Origin of the sequence: Acinetobacter sp. ANC 4779 (assembly GCF_004331055.1) — a bacterium.
Taxonomy (GTDB): Bacteria; Pseudomonadota; Gammaproteobacteria; order Pseudomonadales; family Moraxellaceae; genus Acinetobacter.
Genome location: NZ_SJNU01000001.1, coordinates 506,260 through 523,515 on the forward strand (window position 1 = coordinate 506,260; position 17,256 = coordinate 523,515).

Consider the following 17,256-nt stretch of genomic DNA (forward strand, 5'->3'; position numbering starts at 1 on the left):
AAGTCTTTGGCTATTTTGCCTTTGTCATGCAAGAAAATCAAAAAGAAAAAAGCAAACCATCATCTCTAATGATTTGCTGCGCAAGATTATTATGACTTTTATTTGCTGTTATCAGGTTTATTTTTCTTATGAAAAGAAACGAGCAAACCAGTTTTTACCTGTTTTCTTTTCCTTTTCTTTAATGATTCCCATCATATTTTCTTTCACTGCACCGACATAATCGGCATCATCGTGCTGAATATGGTTAATGAGCCATTTTGAAAGCACTTCATGGAGTTCACTTTCAATAGCTTGTCCCAATTCAAAACGGTCACGGTAAGATTCAATCTTCTTAATAAATAAATCATGTACACGTTTATGTGGTACGCGGTATTTATAACCTGCTTCTTCTTGCAAAGATTCTTCAAAGGTAAAATGCGATTGCGTATAATCAATGATATTATCAAAAATCTGTTTAATACGGGCACGATCTGAATGTTGTGCAACTTCATCAATTTCATTGATATAATCAAGAATTCGTTTGTGTTGATCGTCAATCACATCGATACCAGTATTATATTCTGGAATCCATTTCATTTTCATTACGACCACCTATAAAATATATACGACTCATCACATAAATTTATAATATATTGATTTTAAACAAATAAAAATCAACCAAAACAGTTGGTTTTAAGGATAAAACTTTAATTTTTACTTAAGTACATGATATTTTTTGTTTTTAAAATAAATCCCAATCAAAAGAATAAAGTATTTTTTAACCAATATAATCCATTAACCTGTTTAATAAGAATCAAAAAACTTTAGTTCTTATAAAATTATTTAAAAAAATAAAATAGTTAAGTTGAATTTAGAGCTAAAAAAAATAATATGGATGGAGATAAGATAAATCAGAAGAATCAACACATTTTTTGATAATTAAGAAAAAAATAATTAAGATTATAGAATGATAAAAACATGATCTAAAATAAAATATTCAACTCCATTTCCACCGAAAGAATTAATTTTTAAAATATTCTACTCATAAAAAAATCTATAAAACTATTTACTCGAATAACTTTATAGATTTACATATATTAAACTTTTATTGATTAATATTGGTCTGCTCTGGTGATTCTTTTTAATTCTGGATTTAATTTTTCACGTTCTAGCCGTTCTATATAAGTCTGTTGTTTTCTAATAGGACGTCCATCCTGAAATAAAATCATCTCTCCAGGTTCAAAAGCAGTCCAGACTTCATTTTGCGTTAAAGGCTCTGTGGTAATCACGGCGACGCGATCCTCTGGTGTTGTTACCTGACTGAAATCAACTTCCACATCAAGGTCAATCAATTGAGCCGGTTTAAATGGATATTCTCGTACCAGCCAATGCAATTTGGTAATGGCATAAGTAAATAAAGCCTGCCCATTTGACAGACAAAAATTGAATGTTCCATGTTCGGCAATTTTTGGACAAACTTCTGCCAACAGATCAAAAATTTGATTCAGCTTCGGTTCATGATAACCAAACTTATGCACCAATTGATCCAGTAAAAAACAAAAAGCGCGTTCACTATCGGTATTTCCCACGGGGGTAAAACGACCGGATAAAATGGGATTAAAATTATGCAAATCGCCATTATGGGCAAAAATCCACTCCCGCCCCCACAGTTCACGACTAAAGGGATGAGAGTTTTCCAGATTAATTTTACCTTGCGTCGCTTTACGAATATGGGCAATTACATTGCGTGACTTGATTGGATAATTACGCACCAGTTCAGCAATCGGAGATTCAACTGCCGATTGATTATCGACAAAAAGTCGGCAGGCTTTATCTTCAAAAAAGGCAATGCCAAAACCGTCACAATGGTCGGATGTAATGCCCGCGCGTTGAGAAAAACCACGAAATGAGAAAGTTACATCCGTTGGCGTAGCACAATTCATTCCGAGCAACTGGCACATAGTTTTGATCAAACAGAAAATACAGGATTTTTCTATTTTGCATGACTGGACTAGGCGTTGCAAATCTCAATTTACAATACTCATCACTCTTTTATGTATTAGCTCAAGAATAAAGTTCAAATCGTTAATTTTATTAATAATTCAATTAAGATAGCCACCTAAGGCAATAAAAAAGCCTCACATAAGAGGCTTTTTTTAATGGCTTATTTAATGTTTGGCACGGTTGGTAATTAACGTCCCTACGCCATGATCTGTGAAAATTTCCAGCAAGGTTGCATGGGGAACACGACCATCCACAATATGCGCACTAACTACGCCACCTTTCACTGCATCAAGTGCACAACCCACTTTAGGAATCATGCCACCGTAAATCACACCTGTTTCAATCAGACGGTCAACTTCTTGAGTGGTTAAACCTGTGAGCAGGTTTTTATTTTCGTCCAGGACACCAGAAATATTGGTCAGAAGAATGAGTTTTTCTGCACCCAAGGCTTCAGCCACTTTACCCGCGACTAAATCGGCATTGATGTTATAAGTATTGCCTTCATCATCCACACCCAGTGGTGCAATCACCGGAATGAAATCGCTGTTTGTGAACATTTCAAGCACGTCAGTCTTCACGCCAACCACTTCACCGACCAAACCAAGATCAATCTCTTGTACTGTGCCATCTGCAGCGGTCTTTTGCATCAACAGCTTTTGAGCGCGCAGCAAATTACCGTCTTTACCGGTTAAACCAATGGCACGACCGCCATGTTGATTAATCAGGTTGACGATAGATTTGTTCACGCTGCCGCCCAAAACCATTTCAACCACTTCCATGGTTGCAGCATCGGTTACACGCATGCCATCAATACGGTCAGATTCACGACCGAGCTGCTTCAAGAAGGAGTCCACTTGCGGACCACCGCCATGCACCACAATTGGATTTAAACCGACAGTTTTCAACAATACAATGTCACGTGCAAACGAGCTTTCCAGCTCCGGATCGGTCATTGCGTTGCCACCATATTTCACTACTAGCGTCTTACCCGCAAAACGTTGAATGTACGGCAAAGCTTCAGTCAAAATTTGTGCTTTGTCGATGCCAGTATGCTGATGTGGCATTCGCCTCTCCTTATTGAGCATCTAAAATGTCTTGTGCGATTTTAGGATATCGTTCACTTAACATGGAAACAAATGTGTGTCGAATCGCGTCTAATCTTACAGGATTGTCCGCATCAAAGCGTACTGTAAAATATTCACCGGTATTCGATGCTCGAATAATGCCAAATCCATCTTCAAAATCAAGTCGTACACCATCAATTTTACTTAATTGTGCACCCAAATTCTGACTTTTAACTTCAACATCATGTAATACCGCTGCAGGGTCTTCACTATGGGTACTAATGTAAAGGTCTTCAGTGCAACTGCGCTCTGGATAGGCTTGCAATGCTTTTGACAGGGTTAAACCAGGCTCTTGACTCAAATATTCCAGCACACGCAAGGCTGCATATAAACCATCATCATAGCCAAAACCACGCCCGTCATTAAACACATAATGACCTGCATATTCTCCACCAAAGACTGCCTTTCCTTTAGATTGCGACATATACGTCCGCAAGAAAGAACTGCCTGTACGAATCATTTTCGCCTGTCCACCTAATTGATGAACCGTATTCCTGACCATGGTCGAACACTTCACATCATAAACAACTTCATGACCGGGATGCGTTTTCAAACACATCTCGGAAAATAAAGCCAGTAATCGATCTGCTGAAATAATCGTGCCATGTTCATCTATTAACACCAGACGATCACCATCACCATCCAGTGCAATACCGATATCAGCTTGCTGTTCAATTACCGTTTTTCGCAATTCAACCAGATTTTTTTCTTGTGAAGGATCGGGCGCATGATCGGGAAAATCACCATTCGCCTCACAGCGAATAGTCGTGGTCTCACAGCCCATTTTTTTTAATACCAATGCCGCACAGCGCCCTGCCGAACCATTTAAACCATCCAGTACCACTTTAAAAGGACGCTTTAACTGAATATCGTTTAACAGTGCTTGCTGATATTCGAGGCAATATTCAACAATAACTTCATGCTGAACAGGTTTGATGCCTACTTTTTCGGAGGGATCAAAAACCCGACTGGCATTTATGCCGACCTGTTGAATCATCTCAGGACATGGAGGTTGGCCCTGAATAATCCATTTAATTCCATTATCGGTTTTTGGATTATGACTTGCCGTGAGCATGATCCCGTTACCATTAAATTGACGCGCAATAAAATATAATACTGGCGTTGAACAGCAACCGATGATCGTTGCATTCAAGCCTTTCTCTTCACACACCTGTCTAATAATTTCTGCATATGCTGGACTGGTTAAACGCGCATCATAACCAATGGCAAGTTGAGTCTGTCCCATCTTCTGATATTGGACCACCAATCCATTGGCAATCGCTTTTACAACTTCAGGCGTCAAAAATGATATTTTTCCACGAATATCATAAGCACGAAAAATTTGTGCCGGAAATTTTTTATATTTTAAATTCATGATGAGTTCTTCTACTTAAAAGTAGTCCATAAAGTGAAAATCTTATGGAATGCTGGATTAGGCTAGATTTCATAAGCCTTGCATCATCTTACTTAAAGAAGAAGATTAGCATTTTAAAAGCATTTCATATTTTATCAATGGTAAAAGGTCTTACAAATATTTTTAAGAGAGAGGATACACAATTGAAAAACAGATCATTTATTCCATTTTACAACTATATTTAGCAAGCAATTTTTTATTTAAAAATAAATAATCTACAAAATAAAAACAAAAATCATCCAAAGATGAAAAAGGCATTAAAAGCAATCATTCTAATTCCAATATTGTAAATCCTTGTTTATGAATTCTTTTATGAAATAAACAGTGAAATAAAGAATAAAACCTGATAAAAAACCAATGTTATTGTTCATTTATCAGGTTCTCAATTTTTTAAACTAAATTTACAGTTTAGCCTTTACCGGTATGACCAAAACCGCCTGCACCACGTTCTGTCGCTACAAAATCTTCCACTTGTTCAAATTCCGCATGCACCACAGGAACCAGTATATATTGCGCCAAACGTTCACCCGGCTCTAAAGTAAATGCGGTTTGGCTACGATTCCAAACCGATACCATCAATTCACCTTGGTAATCTGAATCGATTAAACCTACAAGGTTACCCAGAACAATTCCGTGTTTATGACCTAGGCCAGAACGCGGTAAAATCAAACCTGCGAAGTGGGTATCTTCAATATAAATGGCCAAACCTGTTTTAACCAGCACAGTTTGACCGGGCTCAATGACAGTCGCTTCTTCTACACAAGCACGTAAGTCTAAACCTGCTGAACCCGAAGTCGCATAGGTTGGCATAGGCCACTGGCTGCCTAAACGTGTATCGAGCACTTTCACTTGAACTTTCATCTGTTCTTTCCTAATCGCATGGTTTAAATAGGGTATTAACGCTTAATCAGCGCACGTAAATTTTCGAGATAATGCTGTGCTTGCAATTTTGGATCAATATTACCTGCCAATTTTTTCTTGCGACCTAACCAGTCCAAATCATCTTGAGGCAATTCATCGAGGAACCGGCTTGGCTTCATTTGCTTCATTTGCCCGCCATTTTTACGCTGTTCGGCAAGCGTAATGGTTAAACCTTGACGTGCTCGAGTAATCCCCACGTACATCAAACGGCGTTCTTCCTCAACGGTTTCTGAAGCAATCGAGTTTTTATGCGGTAATAACTCTTCTTCCAGACCAATCAGATAAACATAAGGAAATTCAAGACCTTTTGAAGCATGCAAGGTCAGTAAATTGACCTTGTCGGTATCTTCCTCTTCCTTCTGCTGCTCTAGCATATCCAGCAACACCATTTTACGAATCACACTTTCAATGTTTTTCTCATCGACATCTTCAGCGCGGTTAATCAGGCTTTGAATGCTGCTGTACAAGATTTCAATGTTATCGATCTTGGTTTTTTCTTGTGCAGGTGTTGCCGCCTGCTCTTTGATGTAATCGATATACCCGGCTTCAAGCATCATCTGACGAATGATCGGCACAGGCTCGTCATCTTCAAGCAAGTTACGGGTAAAGTTACCAATAAAATCGGCAAATTCTGCCAATTGAGTAGTGGCTTTTCTCGGCATCACCATGGTCAAACGCTGATCAGCGGCCGCGGTGAGTAACGACAAATGATTTTCTTGTGCAAACAAGCCCAACTTTTCTAAAGTCACCGGACCAATTGCACGTTTAGGTGTATTAATAATCCGCAAGAAAGCACTATCATCTTCCGGATTAATAATAATACGCAAATAACTCATGATGTCTTTGATTTCAGCACGCCCAAAGAACGACTGACCACCCGACAATTTATACGGAATTTGCATTTGGCGTAGCTGGGTTTCTAAAACCCGTGCCTGGAAATTACCGCGATATAAAATCGCATAATCTTTCCAGTTTTTACCGTTCATCAGTTTATGCGTGATGACGTCTTTGACCACGCGTTCTGCTTCATCATCATCATTACGGCAGGTAATGACACGAATCACATCGCCATGACCTTTATCTGACCAGAGCTTTTTATCAAAAATATGTGGATTGTGACCAATGACGGTATTGGCTGCTTTCAAAATACGACTGGTCGAACGATAATTTTGTTCGAGTTTAATTACTTTTAGATTCGGAAAGTCTTCTTTCAACAAAGCCATGTTTTCTGGCTTGGCACCACGCCATGCGTAGATCGACTGGTCATCATCCCCTACAGCGGTGAATTGTCCCATCACCCCAACCAGCAATTTCACCAAAATATACTGCGCAGTATTGGTATCTTGATATTCATCGACCAACAGATAACGAACACGGTTTTGCCATTTATCGCGGACTTCGGCATTTTCTTGCAATAAACGGGTCGGCATCACGATCAAGTCATCGAAATCCACTGCATTATAGGCACGCAAGTTGCGCTCATACAGTTGATACAAATGCGCAAATTGCACGTCTTCTGCTGTCTCGCAGGTAGTATGTGCTTGCTCGGGCGGAATTAGGTCATTTTTCCACTCCGAAATCATTCTCATTGCTTTGGCAATAAGCTCTTTACTTTCTGCTCCGGACAAATTATCACGATGCATTAAATCCATCAGAATACGTTTGCAGTCATCTGCATCTAAAATTGAAAAATTATTTTTTAATGGCGTATGTTTAATTTCTAAACGAAGTAAATTCAAACCAAAAGTATGGAAGGTCGAAACAGAAAGGCCTTTGGCTTCTTCACGAGATAATAATTTTCCGACACGCTCTTTCATTTCACGTGCGGCTTTATTGGTAAAGGTCATGGCCGTAATGCGATGTGCAGGAATACCGCAATTCTGCACCAAATGTGCGACTTTTCGCGTAATAACGGATGTTTTGCCTGAACCTGCCCCTGCAAGTACTAACAAGGGTCCTTGAGTATATTTCATGGCTTCAAGTTGCTTGTCATTGAGTTGACTTGCCGACGACATAGTATTTCCTCGTTTTGATTCGAGCTAGATTATAGTCGTCAAAGCCAAACTTGCATAACCTAAAATACAGATTTGACATTCATAAAAAAACCACCCGAAGGTGGTTTTATATATTCAATAAAACTTATTGAATAGCGTAGATGCTAATTTCTACACGACGGTTTTGTTCACGACCTGCTGCAGTTGAGTTGCTTGCAATTGGATTCGCAGAACCTTGACCTTGTGCATTGATACGTGAAGTAGAAACACCTTGAGAAGCGAGGTAGCTAGCTACTGATTGCGCACGTGCTTGAGACAATGGGATATTGATTGAGTCATTACCTGTACTATCGGTATAACCCGTTACCAAAATACCGCTCTTGTTATCTTCAGTTAAAGTTTGTGCAACTTTATTCAAAGTCGTATAGAAGTTTGGTTTGATATTTGATTTGTTGGTATCAAAAGTAATGCTACCCGGCATAACTAGACCAACAGAACCATCTGGATTACGGTTTACGTCTACACCAGTACCCGCCATTTGTTGACGAAGTTTTTTCTCTTTATTATCAAGATAAACACCAGTAGCACCACCTAACACAGCACCAATTGCTGCTGCACGGTTGTTTTGTGCACTCGAATTTGCACTACCTTTAGAAATACCATAACCAGCAGCAGCACCTACAAGTGCGCCAATTGCTGTTTTGTCGTATTCTACGCCACCTAAGTTATTACCCGTTGTTGAACAACCTGATAATACCATTGCCCCTACTACTGCTGAAATTGCTAGTGCACGCATTGCATGCCTCCTTCTTGTGTTTTATCGTATGGTGGAATGATGGATTAAAAAAAATGGGCATACCATTGATTTTTTGTAAATAATAAATGCCTCAGTTACATTTTGTAATAATTTATACTGGTGAGCAAGATATCTTGGTCATAATTCCTACATAGTTGCATGAATAGACTTTTTTATTTCAAATTCTACACTTATATTAAATGGTGAAAAAAAACATTAGACGACTTCATCTTTAGGACCGTTCTTCTATGTCATCGCAAATCAAGAAGCAATCTATATTAAAAAAATTATCTCGTGGATTAACTGTCGGCTCAGTGATTACCGGAAGTACGTTTTTTCATGGCCCCCCTGTGCTTGCCTTAGGATTGACCAAATTGGTTAAAAAATCACGTAAAGTGGATGAAACCAATATTCAAATTACCAACAGTTGGCTCGGGGTCAATAACTGGTTGATTGATCATCTGTTACCGCATTTAAAATGGGATATTAGTATTGATGACGATTTAGATCTGAGCATGCAGGGCCGTTATCTGATGACCTGTAACCATCAAAGTTGGGTTGATACCACTGTAAATCAATATTTTGGTTTAACCCGTATGCCCCTGACCCGCTTTTTCACCAAGTGGGAACTGATCTTTATTCCCTTCGTTGGACAAGCCTTTAAAATCTTGGGTTTCCCCATGATGAAACGTCATAGCAAGGAACAAATTTCTAGAAATCCTGAGCTTAAAACACGTGATTTAGAAGAATCACGTAAAGCATGTGAACAATTATTGAGTCAACCTTTTACCTTGCTGAACTATCTAGAAGGTACACGTTTTAACCCCGAGAAACATGACGCACAGCAATCTCCCTATAAACATCTCCTCAAACCTAAAGCCGGTGGCTTAGCTTTGGCCCTAAATATTTTAGGTGATAAAATTGATGCTCTGGTAGATATGACCATTGTTTATCCGGATGGCCCACTAGGCTACGGTGATTTTTGGTTGGGGGATGTTAATCGTATTGCAGTCAATTTGCGTAAAATTGATATTCCAAGTTGGGTTTTAAGCGGCAACTATGAAGATGATGCTGAATATCGTGAATACTTTCAGCAATGGGTCGATGAATTATGGACTGAGAAAGATCAACTAATTGAACGCATGAAGCAAGACTTGGCTGCAAAGGCATAAATAATTATTTAAGGAAGAAAATGAATCAAGACGAGAAAATAGCCAAGCCAACCTTTCATTTCGTGAAAAAAGACTCTTGGGGCTGGAAAGTTGCACTGTGCTATGACATTTTTATGATGCTTTTGATCATCATTAATTTGTTCTGCTTAAGTGCCAACGCCCTTCTCATGAGTGATTTTGGCGGCTGGTTATTTAACTTTATCCATCTTCCTGAACTGTTGCAGTTTTATCGGACAGAGTTACGCCCTTGGGTGATTATTACCGAAAGTTGGTTTACCAGTTTTTTGGTGATTGAACTGCTGATCCGTTGGGGCATTGCCATCCTGGGCCAGCATCATAAGCGTTGGTTTTTCTTTCCTTTTATTCATTGGTATGAAATTCTCTCCATTATTCCACAACTGCGTTTTTTGCGTTTATTACGTGCCGGATCAATCGCCTACAACCTGCATGAACATGGCTATAAAGTGATTCCTGACAGTTGGTATAAGCGTGCCAAATTTTATTATAACGTGGTGCTCGAGGAACTAACCAGCCGTATTGTGATTACTGTTTTAGACAGCATAAAACATGAACTTTCCACCAGTACCACGCATAAAAAACTGATTGAAGATTTGGTCGCCCATCACCGTGAAATGTTCGCCACGGCCCTTGCCGATATTTTACAAGAATCGTTGGGCAAAGAGTTGCAAGCGCAAAGAGTGACCATTGCAAAAAATGTTGGAAGCATTGTCAATCAGGCCATTGAAGATACGCCCGAATTAACACAATTATTACGACTAATTCCGATTGTGGGCGGACGGATCGAACAACAGATTCAAAGTATTGGACAACGCTTGGGTGAAAACATTACCCAAGGACTGATTGAGCCTTTTGCTCAAAGTAATAAAAACAAAGAAAATCTGACTTATTTAGAAATTTCAAATAGAATCAGTCAAATACAATTTGAAAATAATGTCCATGTTGAAAGACTGGTTGAGTCTGCCGTTTTTGAGAGCTTAGAAGCAATTCGTCAACAGGTTAAAGTAAAGCAATGGCAACAAATGCTGGAACAACATGATCAAGTTAAAGAATGATCATCAGATAAAAATATTTAAAACGTTGCTAGAGAAATCATTCAATTTGTTCTAGGATTTGCTCTATTTACAACATCACTTCGACATAAAATGAATGAGTCAGAAGTATTAAGGAATAATTATGGCTGATATACGGATAAAAGGCAGAATGGTCAATGCGATTCGCATTAGCTTAGACACCAATGATCATGATGCAATCCGCCAGCAACTCGCGCCAATGCTACAAAAAGCATTTCCGCCGGGTACATTAGTTGTGATTGAAAGTTCAGTTGAACAAGAACTTATTGCCTTAATTCAGTTATTGATCAGCCTGGAAGTACAACCAATGGCGGTAACTGAAGGTTTACTGGCAGATCAGGCTCGCTCAATTCAATTTCCGGTGATTCCTGCAGACCGCCCAATGCAGCAAGTGAAACCCACCAAAGAACAGGTGGTTGAAAGCAAACTTGCCTCTACAGCATCAGAAGCCACTCTGGTAAAAGAAACTGTAGTGGAAGACATTCCCGAGCCAGTGATTCGTCATGTGACTTCTTATCACGATGAAATTTTGCGTACCGGTCAATGTCTGGTACAAGATCATGGCGATATTATTCTCAATGCCGGCATTAATAGTGGGTCTGAAGTCATTGCTTCAGGAAATATACATATTTATGGTAGCGCGCGTGGTAGAGTCATCGCCGGCGTAGGCGGGAACGGTGCAGCACGTATTTTCTGTCATTCCCTAGAAGCAGAACTGGTATCGATTGCAGGTACATATTGTGTAGCAGATGACATTCCACAGCATGTCCTCAAAAAAGCTGTGCATATTTGCTTGAATGATCAACAAGAACTTATGTTTGAAGTTCTCGAATTTTAATGTATAAATAAACACCAAAAGCCCCCATATCTAAAAGGGGATTTGAACCATAACAGGAGTGGATTCGGTGGCGAAAATTGTTGTCGTAACATCAGGCAAAGGTGGTGTAGGTAAAACTACGACTAGTGCATCTTTTGCAACAGGTTTAGCCCTTCGTGGTCACAAAACTGTTGTGATCGATTTTGACGTGGGGTTACGTAACCTAGATTTAATCATGGGTTGTGAACGCCGTGTTGTTTATGATTTTGTGAATGTTTTAAATAACGAAGCTCGTCTTCAACAAGCGCTTATTCGCGATAAAGATATTGAGAACTTATATATCCTTCCTGCATCACAAACCCGTGATAAAGATGCCTTGACAGATGAAGGTGTAGCACGTGTAATGGATGAACTTTCGCAAGAATTTGATTACATTATTTGTGACTCACCTGCGGGGATCGAGCGCGGTGCAATCATGGCGATGTACCATGCTGATGAAGCGATCATTGTGACCAATCCTGAAATTTCTTCAGTACGTGACTCTGACCGTATTATTGGAATGCTCGACAGCAAAACCAAAAAAGTAGAACAAAACGAAGGTCGTATCCGTAAACATTTGTGTATTACACGATTTAATCCAGAACGTGCTGATAAACAGGAAATGTTAACGATTGACGATATTTCTAAAGATATTTTACGCGTACCAACACTGGGTGTGATTCCTGAGTGTCCAAGCGTATTACAAGCATCAAATGAAGGTAAACCGGTGATTCTGTTTACTGAAGATGCAGCAGGTCAGGCTTATGATGACCTTGTAGCACGCTTTTTGGGTGAAGAACGTCCTTACCGTCACATTTCGGTAAAACCTAAGGGTTGGTTAGCACGATTATTTGGAGCGTAAGAAATGGCAGGATTCTGGAGTAAGTTATTCAGCAACGATGATAAACCTTCAAGCGCACAAACTGCTAAAGATCGCTTAAAAGTAATTGTTGCCTCTGAGCAAGGTCTAAGTAAACGCTTAAGCCAAGACAAAATTGACCAAATGAAGAAAGAAATCATGCAGGTGGTCAATCGTTATGTTCGTGGTGTGGATGAACAGCATATTCAAATGTCGGTTCGTTCTGAAGCAAACCTCGAAATGTTAGAAATGAATATCAATTTGCCTGAAGAGCGATAATCTGAATTCTGATTAGTCAAGCAAATTGAATCAAGGCAAAATATGAGACTGGATCAGCAAAGTAGTCATTGCCCAGCCGCAAGATGAGAAGCTGTTGCTTCAAGTTGGCAGGCGCAAGCAAAACTACTTTCCCTTGTCCTGCATATTTTGCCTTTTTTTATTTTATTCAATTTACCAAGGAGAGATTGCGATGGCATTATCTCAGCCAGCAACGTTCAATGAAGAATGGTCAGACGAGCGTGTATTTGCCTATTTAACACAGCTTCCTCCTGCAGGCGTGAATGCCGATTTTCACGTGCTTTATCACGCATTCAAGCATATGCGTCCAAATGACTATGAACGCTTATTGACGCAATTCGTTGCCGATGGTCGTGATGTCAATGCAAGCAATCCTGAAGGCCAACGCATTCATGATGTAATTGCTGAATACCCTCGTCAAAGCGAAGGTTTCTTAGAAGTTTTGGCTAAGTTTGCCTAATTTATAAAAATATAGCTAAAAAATAAAAAAGTCTGTCTGTTTAAATCATACTGACAGGCTTTTTTTATGAGGCAGCCAAGACAATCGCATTAAGTTAGCAATAGCATCAACACAGGAAAAGTCACTGCAAAGCAGAGTGTTTGCAAGCTAATTACACCCGCCATAAGTTGGCTATCGCCATTAAAATAACGGGTTAAAATATAAGAAGCCGAGGCGGTCGGCAAAGCAAAAAAGACCACCAATATCGTGGTTTCAAACTGATTTAAATTTAATGTATAACAAATCAAATAAGCCAAACACGGCATTAGTATTAAACGCCCTAAAGTATTTAACAATAATCTTGAATAAGCATGTTTCAATTCTGCAAACTGTAAGGCAGCGCCTACAGAAATTAATCCCAATGGCAAACTCATACTGGCTAAAATCTTAAATAATTGTTCCACACCAGAAAATAATGACAGTTGCAGCAGATTAAAAATAATTCCAACCACACAGCCCAGAATCAAGGGGTTTTTCATCAAAGAAAGTAGAATTTGTGTCGGTTTTAAACCCTGCCCTTGGGAAAAAGCCAGCACTGATATCACATTGACCAAAGGAATGGTCAGCGCAATCATCATGGCAAACATTTGCATGCCCTGAGCACCGAACAGCAATGAGATAATGGATAAACCCATATAGGTATTAAAACGAATGTGACTTTGTACATACACACCAAAACGCGCGACCGGGATATGAAATAACGCTTTCGCTATCCACAGCGTTAAACTACTAATAATGATGACAATAAATAGAGCTAATAGCACCTGAGTAAAGGTTGCAAGTTCCAGTTTTATATAAGCAAGATTATTAAAAAGTAATACCGGAAATAAAATTAAATAATTCAGTTTTTCAGCGCCACGCCAAAATTCATCCGTTAAAAACTGCACCCTTTTAAAGATATAACCCATGGCAATTAAAATAATTAATGGAAACAAAGCCATTAGCATATTCATTCTCTATTTTTCATCCCTAAATTTTATTTCCATTGCATCAGATCAATAATCTTTATCGCCTTGATGCTTCTTCATGTAACTTTAAAAATAGATATTTTAAATGTCCAGAAAAAGGCCTGCATAAGCAGGCCTTAAACTCAATATGAAAATTTAGACTAAAATCTCACGTTTACCGTTGGCACCCATGCTACTGACAATTCCATTTTCTTCCATCTGATCAATGATACGTGCAGCACGGTTATAACCGAGGCTAAACTTACGCTGTAACGACGAGGTTGAAGCCTTGCGGGTTTCCAGCACAAAGGACACACACTGGTCATATAAGGCATCCCGATCCGAGCCACCATCACCATCTTCAAAACCACGTGAAGTTGGTTCCTCATCATAAGGCGTCAGAATTTCATCGACATAATTTGGAGCAGCACGTTCACGCCATGCATCACAGATATTGTTGACTTCATCATCGGAAATAAAAGCGCCATGAACACGTTCAGGCTCAATTTTACCTGGTCCAAGGAACAGCATGTCACCATGACCGAGTAAGTCTTCTGCACCGCTGGCATCCAGAATAGTCCGTGAGTCAATTTTACTGTTTACCCGTAAAGCTACGCGGGTTGGAATATTGGCTTTAATCAAACCGGTGATGACATCGACCGATGGACGCTGCGTTGCAAGTAACAAGTGAATACCCGCTGCACGAGATTTTTGCGCCAAACGGGTAATCATTTCTTCAGCTTTTTTACCTACTTGCATAATCATGTCGGCAAATTCGTCGGCCACAATCACAATCGATGGCAATGGCGTTAAACGTGGTGCACGCTCTCCTACAACTGAGTCACTTGCTTTCCAGGTCGGATCAATTAAGTCTTCACCATTGGCGATGGCTTCTTCAACCTTGCGGTTATAGTCACTGAGTTTACGGATTTTTAAATAAGACATCAGCTTGTAGCGACGTTCCATTTCATTGACACACCAGTTTAATGCATTGACGGCATCTTTCATGTCAGTCACGACTGGCGTAAGCAAATGTGGAATATCGTTATAGTTGGCAAGCTCCAGCTGTTTTGGGTCAATCAAAATTAAACGCAACTGATCCGGGGTATATTTCAATAGCATCGATAAAATCATCGAGTTTACTGCCACCGACTTACCTGAACCGGTTGTACCTGCAACCAGCATATGCGGCGCTTTACCCAAGTCAGCAATGACCGGATTACCCGAAATATCTTTACCCATCGCCACCGAAAGAATGCTGTTTGGATCGGTAAACGCAGGAATAGTTAATAACTCGATCAGACGCACCATTTCACGTGTGCTATTCGGTACTTCAATTCCGATATACGGTTTACCCGGAATCACTTCGACCACACGCACCGATGCCATTGACATTGAACGCGCCAAGTCACGTGAAATATTGGTCACTTTAGAGGCTTTTACACCCGGTGCCAAATCCAGCTCAAAACGCGTCACTACCGGTCCCGGCTGTGCTTCCACCACTTTGGCTTTAACATTAAACTCTTGCAGTTTAATCTCTAAAAGTTCAGATAATCGGGCTAACTGTTCCGCAGTAAAATTGACTTTCTTGTTCGGGTCGACTTTATCGAGTAAGTCCAGTCCCGGTAATGGGGACAAATCTTTACGACGTGCCGCCACTTGCATCGCAAGCGACATCGGACGACCTGAGGCATCGGTTAATGGTGCATCGAAGTCAAATTCTTCTTCCTCGACCTCGACGGGTTTACCTGCCGTTTCCTGCCAAACCTCACGAAACACATCTTTATTTGATGAAATTAAAGCTTTTTCATCTTCTGAAATAATCGGTTGCTGAATTTGGGTTTTTATTGCACCGCTGATAAATGCGGATGATTGGGCATAGCTGCTGGTAGTACGAACTGGGGCCGTCTGTTCAACCTTATCAATCAACAAATCTTCTACCAGCAAATCATCTAGTCCATCGAACTCGTCATCTAAAGCCGAATTCTTAGGTCTCGTATGTATCGATGGTGAAGCTGCTAGAGTAGGTGCAATTACAATCTTTTCTTCAACACTGGATAGCAAAGATTCACTCTCTACATGATTAAATGGGGTATGCACATCCGTCGCTGTTTTTCCATGGGGAACAGCGGCAAGTAATTCATCAAAAATTTCATCATCATCCCAGTCCAAATTCTGTTTAGACTGTGGCGTAGCGATTGATGCAGGCTGCTCATCAACAAAGGCTTTAAAGTGTTCATGCGGCGTATGTAGTTCAGATTCTTCTGCTGCTTTTAATAAAGCATCAATATCTTGTTTATGTTGTTGATTTTCATCCGAGTTTAAAGCACGCCAAACTTCACCCGTTGCAACCACGCGTCGAGTATTTTCTTCTAGACGATGGGCTTTTTCCAAGACTTGTGCGAATTCCGCTTCATCTTCAGCGTCAATGAGTTGCTGTTGCGCATATTGTTCTTTTTCCACCATATCGTTGAACAGGCGTTCCGCAGCCTGATCTCGCACTACGGATGATGTCTCTTGGACTTCACGATGTTCTGGCGCAGGCGTCACGCTTTCTGCTACAGTTTTTTGCTTGGCACTCGCAACTGACTTTTTAACTTCAGGCGTTGTACGATCAAATGCAGATTCAGTTTCGGGAACATTTCTATAAAACAAGTCTTGTAAATAAGCGGGTGTAGCTTTGAGTGTGACCCAGGTTTTATTCCACTTCACACCAAATGACAGGGTAAATAAAACCACCCAAAATATGACCAGAAATACGGTTGCGCCATAAATGGTTAAAATCTGCGACAGACTTTCTCCCAATTCATAACCAATAATACCACCCGAAGAATTATCTAAAGTGTCGGCAGGCACTTGCCAATATAAATACAATAAACTTGCTGTCGCCAGTAAAATAAAAAACTGTGCAGAATAGCGAAAAGGTTTATTCAAAAAGCTATACGGCCACCAGACCTGTATCGCCTCAACGAATAGAAAGACTGGAATGAGTAAACTTGCCCAGCCTAAAAAACCGAACAGTAAATCTGCAATCCAAGCACCTGCCACACCGCTGGCATTCGATACCTGCTGTGTATCACTGGAAATATGCATCCAGCCTGGATCAAAAGGCGTATAAGTCACTGTTGCAAGGAATAAGTAAATCCCAAAAGAGACTAAAAATAATGTCATTATTAAGCGCTGTGCATAAGCACTCGACACCGCAGTCATATACTGTCCTGTAACCAATTTTTCATTCATGTTTTTGTAAGAAACTAAGACAAAATAGTTTCGCAATTCAACTCGATATTATGCACCTGTTCC

Annotated in this window: 15 protein-coding genes; 6 read left to right on the forward strand and 9 right to left on the reverse strand. The window is 40.0% G+C overall.

Features of this window, described 5'->3' with window-relative positions; all coding sequences use genetic code 11:
• Positions 1 to 126: 126 nt before the first annotated feature.
• The 7 genes from E0H80_RS02455 to E0H80_RS02485 form a co-directional block, all read right to left on the reverse strand.
• Positions 127 to 582 carry a bacteriohemerythrin gene (locus E0H80_RS02455; protein WP_131362790.1) on the reverse strand — a complete coding sequence of 152 codons (456 nt, stop codon included), beginning with the start codon at positions 580 to 582 and terminating at the stop codon, positions 127 to 129.
• 509 nt (positions 583 to 1,091) lie between these two features.
• Positions 1,092 to 1,940: a class II glutamine amidotransferase gene (locus E0H80_RS02460; RefSeq protein ID WP_131362792.1), complete on the reverse strand. Its 849-nt coding sequence runs from the start codon at positions 1,938 to 1,940 to the stop codon at positions 1,092 to 1,094.
• Between the two features lie 207 nt (positions 1,941 to 2,147).
• Positions 2,148 to 3,047 carry an acetylglutamate kinase gene (gene argB, locus E0H80_RS02465; RefSeq protein ID WP_131362794.1) on the reverse strand — a complete coding sequence of 300 codons (900 nt, stop codon included), beginning with the start codon at positions 3,045 to 3,047 and terminating at the stop codon, positions 2,148 to 2,150.
• 10 nt (positions 3,048 to 3,057) lie between these two features.
• Positions 3,058 to 4,482 (reverse strand): phosphomannomutase/phosphoglucomutase, encoded by a 1,425-nt coding sequence (locus tag E0H80_RS02470; protein ID WP_131362796.1) that lies wholly within the window; start codon positions 4,480 to 4,482, stop codon positions 3,058 to 3,060.
• A gap of 447 nt (positions 4,483 to 4,929) precedes the next feature.
• Positions 4,930 to 5,382, reverse strand: a complete 453-nt coding sequence (gene dut, locus E0H80_RS02475; RefSeq protein ID WP_131362799.1) for a dUTP diphosphatase — start codon at positions 5,380 to 5,382, stop codon at positions 4,930 to 4,932.
• A gap of 35 nt (positions 5,383 to 5,417) precedes the next feature.
• Positions 5,418 to 7,457 (reverse strand): UvrD-helicase domain-containing protein, encoded by a 2,040-nt coding sequence (locus E0H80_RS02480; protein ID WP_131362801.1) that lies wholly within the window; start codon positions 7,455 to 7,457, stop codon positions 5,418 to 5,420.
• Between the two features lie 124 nt (positions 7,458 to 7,581).
• Positions 7,582 to 8,232 (reverse strand): OmpA family protein, encoded by a 651-nt coding sequence (locus tag E0H80_RS02485; RefSeq protein WP_067862944.1) that lies wholly within the window; start codon positions 8,230 to 8,232, stop codon positions 7,582 to 7,584.
• A 248-nt stretch (positions 8,233 to 8,480) separates the two neighbouring features.
• On the opposite strand from E0H80_RS02485, the gene E0H80_RS02490 reads away from it, so the two are divergent.
• The 6 genes from E0H80_RS02490 (at position 8,481) to E0H80_RS02515 (ending at position 12,967) form a co-directional block, all read left to right on the forward strand.
• Positions 8,481 to 9,404, forward strand: a complete 924-nt coding sequence (locus tag E0H80_RS02490; RefSeq protein ID WP_131362803.1) for an acyltransferase — start codon at positions 8,481 to 8,483, stop codon at positions 9,402 to 9,404.
• A 20-nt stretch (positions 9,405 to 9,424) separates the two neighbouring features.
• Positions 9,425 to 10,477, forward strand: a complete 1,053-nt coding sequence (locus E0H80_RS02495; RefSeq protein WP_131362805.1) for a preprotein translocase subunit SecA — start codon at positions 9,425 to 9,427, stop codon at positions 10,475 to 10,477.
• 121 nt (positions 10,478 to 10,598) lie between these two features.
• A complete protein-coding gene (gene minC, locus E0H80_RS02500; RefSeq protein ID WP_131362807.1) occupies positions 10,599 to 11,333 on the forward strand; it encodes a septum site-determining protein MinC in 735 nt (244 codons plus the stop codon).
• A 67-nt stretch (positions 11,334 to 11,400) separates the two neighbouring features.
• Positions 11,401 to 12,213, forward strand: a complete 813-nt coding sequence (gene minD / locus E0H80_RS02505; RefSeq protein ID WP_067862937.1) for a septum site-determining protein MinD — start codon at positions 11,401 to 11,403, stop codon at positions 12,211 to 12,213.
• A gap of 3 nt (positions 12,214 to 12,216) precedes the next feature.
• Entirely contained in the window at positions 12,217 to 12,489 is a 273-nt protein-coding gene (minE, locus tag E0H80_RS02510) for a cell division topological specificity factor MinE (protein ID WP_067862935.1), read from the forward strand.
• Positions 12,490 to 12,679: 190 nt separating this feature from the next.
• On the forward strand, positions 12,680 to 12,967 hold the full coding sequence (locus tag E0H80_RS02515; RefSeq protein WP_131362810.1) for a PA4642 family protein: 288 nt from the start codon (positions 12,680 to 12,682) through the stop codon (positions 12,965 to 12,967).
• A gap of 89 nt (positions 12,968 to 13,056) precedes the next feature.
• Here the strand turns inward: E0H80_RS02515 and E0H80_RS02520 are convergent, their stop codons facing one another.
• Positions 13,057 to 13,959 (reverse strand): AEC family transporter, encoded by a 903-nt coding sequence (locus E0H80_RS02520; protein ID WP_131362812.1) that lies wholly within the window; start codon positions 13,957 to 13,959, stop codon positions 13,057 to 13,059.
• A 150-nt stretch (positions 13,960 to 14,109) separates the two neighbouring features.
• A complete protein-coding gene (locus E0H80_RS02525; RefSeq protein ID WP_131362815.1) occupies positions 14,110 to 17,163 on the reverse strand; it encodes a DNA translocase FtsK in 3,054 nt (1,017 codons plus the stop codon).
• Positions 17,164 to 17,256 lie beyond the last annotated feature (93 nt).

Bases quoted from the DNA above. Each gene is read 5' to 3' on its own strand.
- E0H80_RS02455 (WP_131362790.1), bottom strand. From the start codon at position 582: ATGAAAATGAAATGGATTCCAGAATATAATACTGGTATCGATGTGATT.
- E0H80_RS02460 (WP_131362792.1), bottom strand. From the start codon at position 1,940: ATGTGCCAGTTGCTCGGAATGAATTGTGCTACGCCAACGGATGTAACT.
- argB (WP_131362794.1), bottom strand. From the start codon at position 3,047: ATGCCACATCAGCATACTGGCATCGACAAAGCACAAATTTTGACTGAA.
- E0H80_RS02470 (WP_131362796.1), bottom strand. From the start codon at position 4,482: ATGAATTTAAAATATAAAAAATTTCCGGCACAAATTTTTCGTGCTTAT.
- dut (WP_131362799.1), bottom strand. From the start codon at position 5,382: ATGAAAGTTCAAGTGAAAGTGCTCGATACACGTTTAGGCAGCCAGTGG.
- E0H80_RS02480 (WP_131362801.1), bottom strand. From the start codon at position 7,457: ATGTCGTCGGCAAGTCAACTCAATGACAAGCAACTTGAAGCCATGAAA.
- E0H80_RS02485 (WP_067862944.1), bottom strand. From the start codon at position 8,232: ATGCGTGCACTAGCAATTTCAGCAGTAGTAGGGGCAATGGTATTATCA.
- E0H80_RS02490 (WP_131362803.1), top strand. From the start codon at position 8,481: ATGTCATCGCAAATCAAGAAGCAATCTATATTAAAAAAATTATCTCGT.
- E0H80_RS02495 (WP_131362805.1), top strand. From the start codon at position 9,425: ATGAATCAAGACGAGAAAATAGCCAAGCCAACCTTTCATTTCGTGAAA.
- minC (WP_131362807.1), top strand. From the start codon at position 10,599: ATGGCTGATATACGGATAAAAGGCAGAATGGTCAATGCGATTCGCATT.
- minE (WP_067862935.1), top strand. From the start codon at position 12,217: ATGGCAGGATTCTGGAGTAAGTTATTCAGCAACGATGATAAACCTTCA.
- E0H80_RS02515 (WP_131362810.1), top strand. From the start codon at position 12,680: ATGGCATTATCTCAGCCAGCAACGTTCAATGAAGAATGGTCAGACGAG.
- E0H80_RS02520 (WP_131362812.1), bottom strand. From the start codon at position 13,959: ATGAATATGCTAATGGCTTTGTTTCCATTAATTATTTTAATTGCCATG.
- E0H80_RS02525 (WP_131362815.1), bottom strand. From the start codon at position 17,163: ATGACTGCGGTGTCGAGTGCTTATGCACAGCGCTTAATAATGACATTA.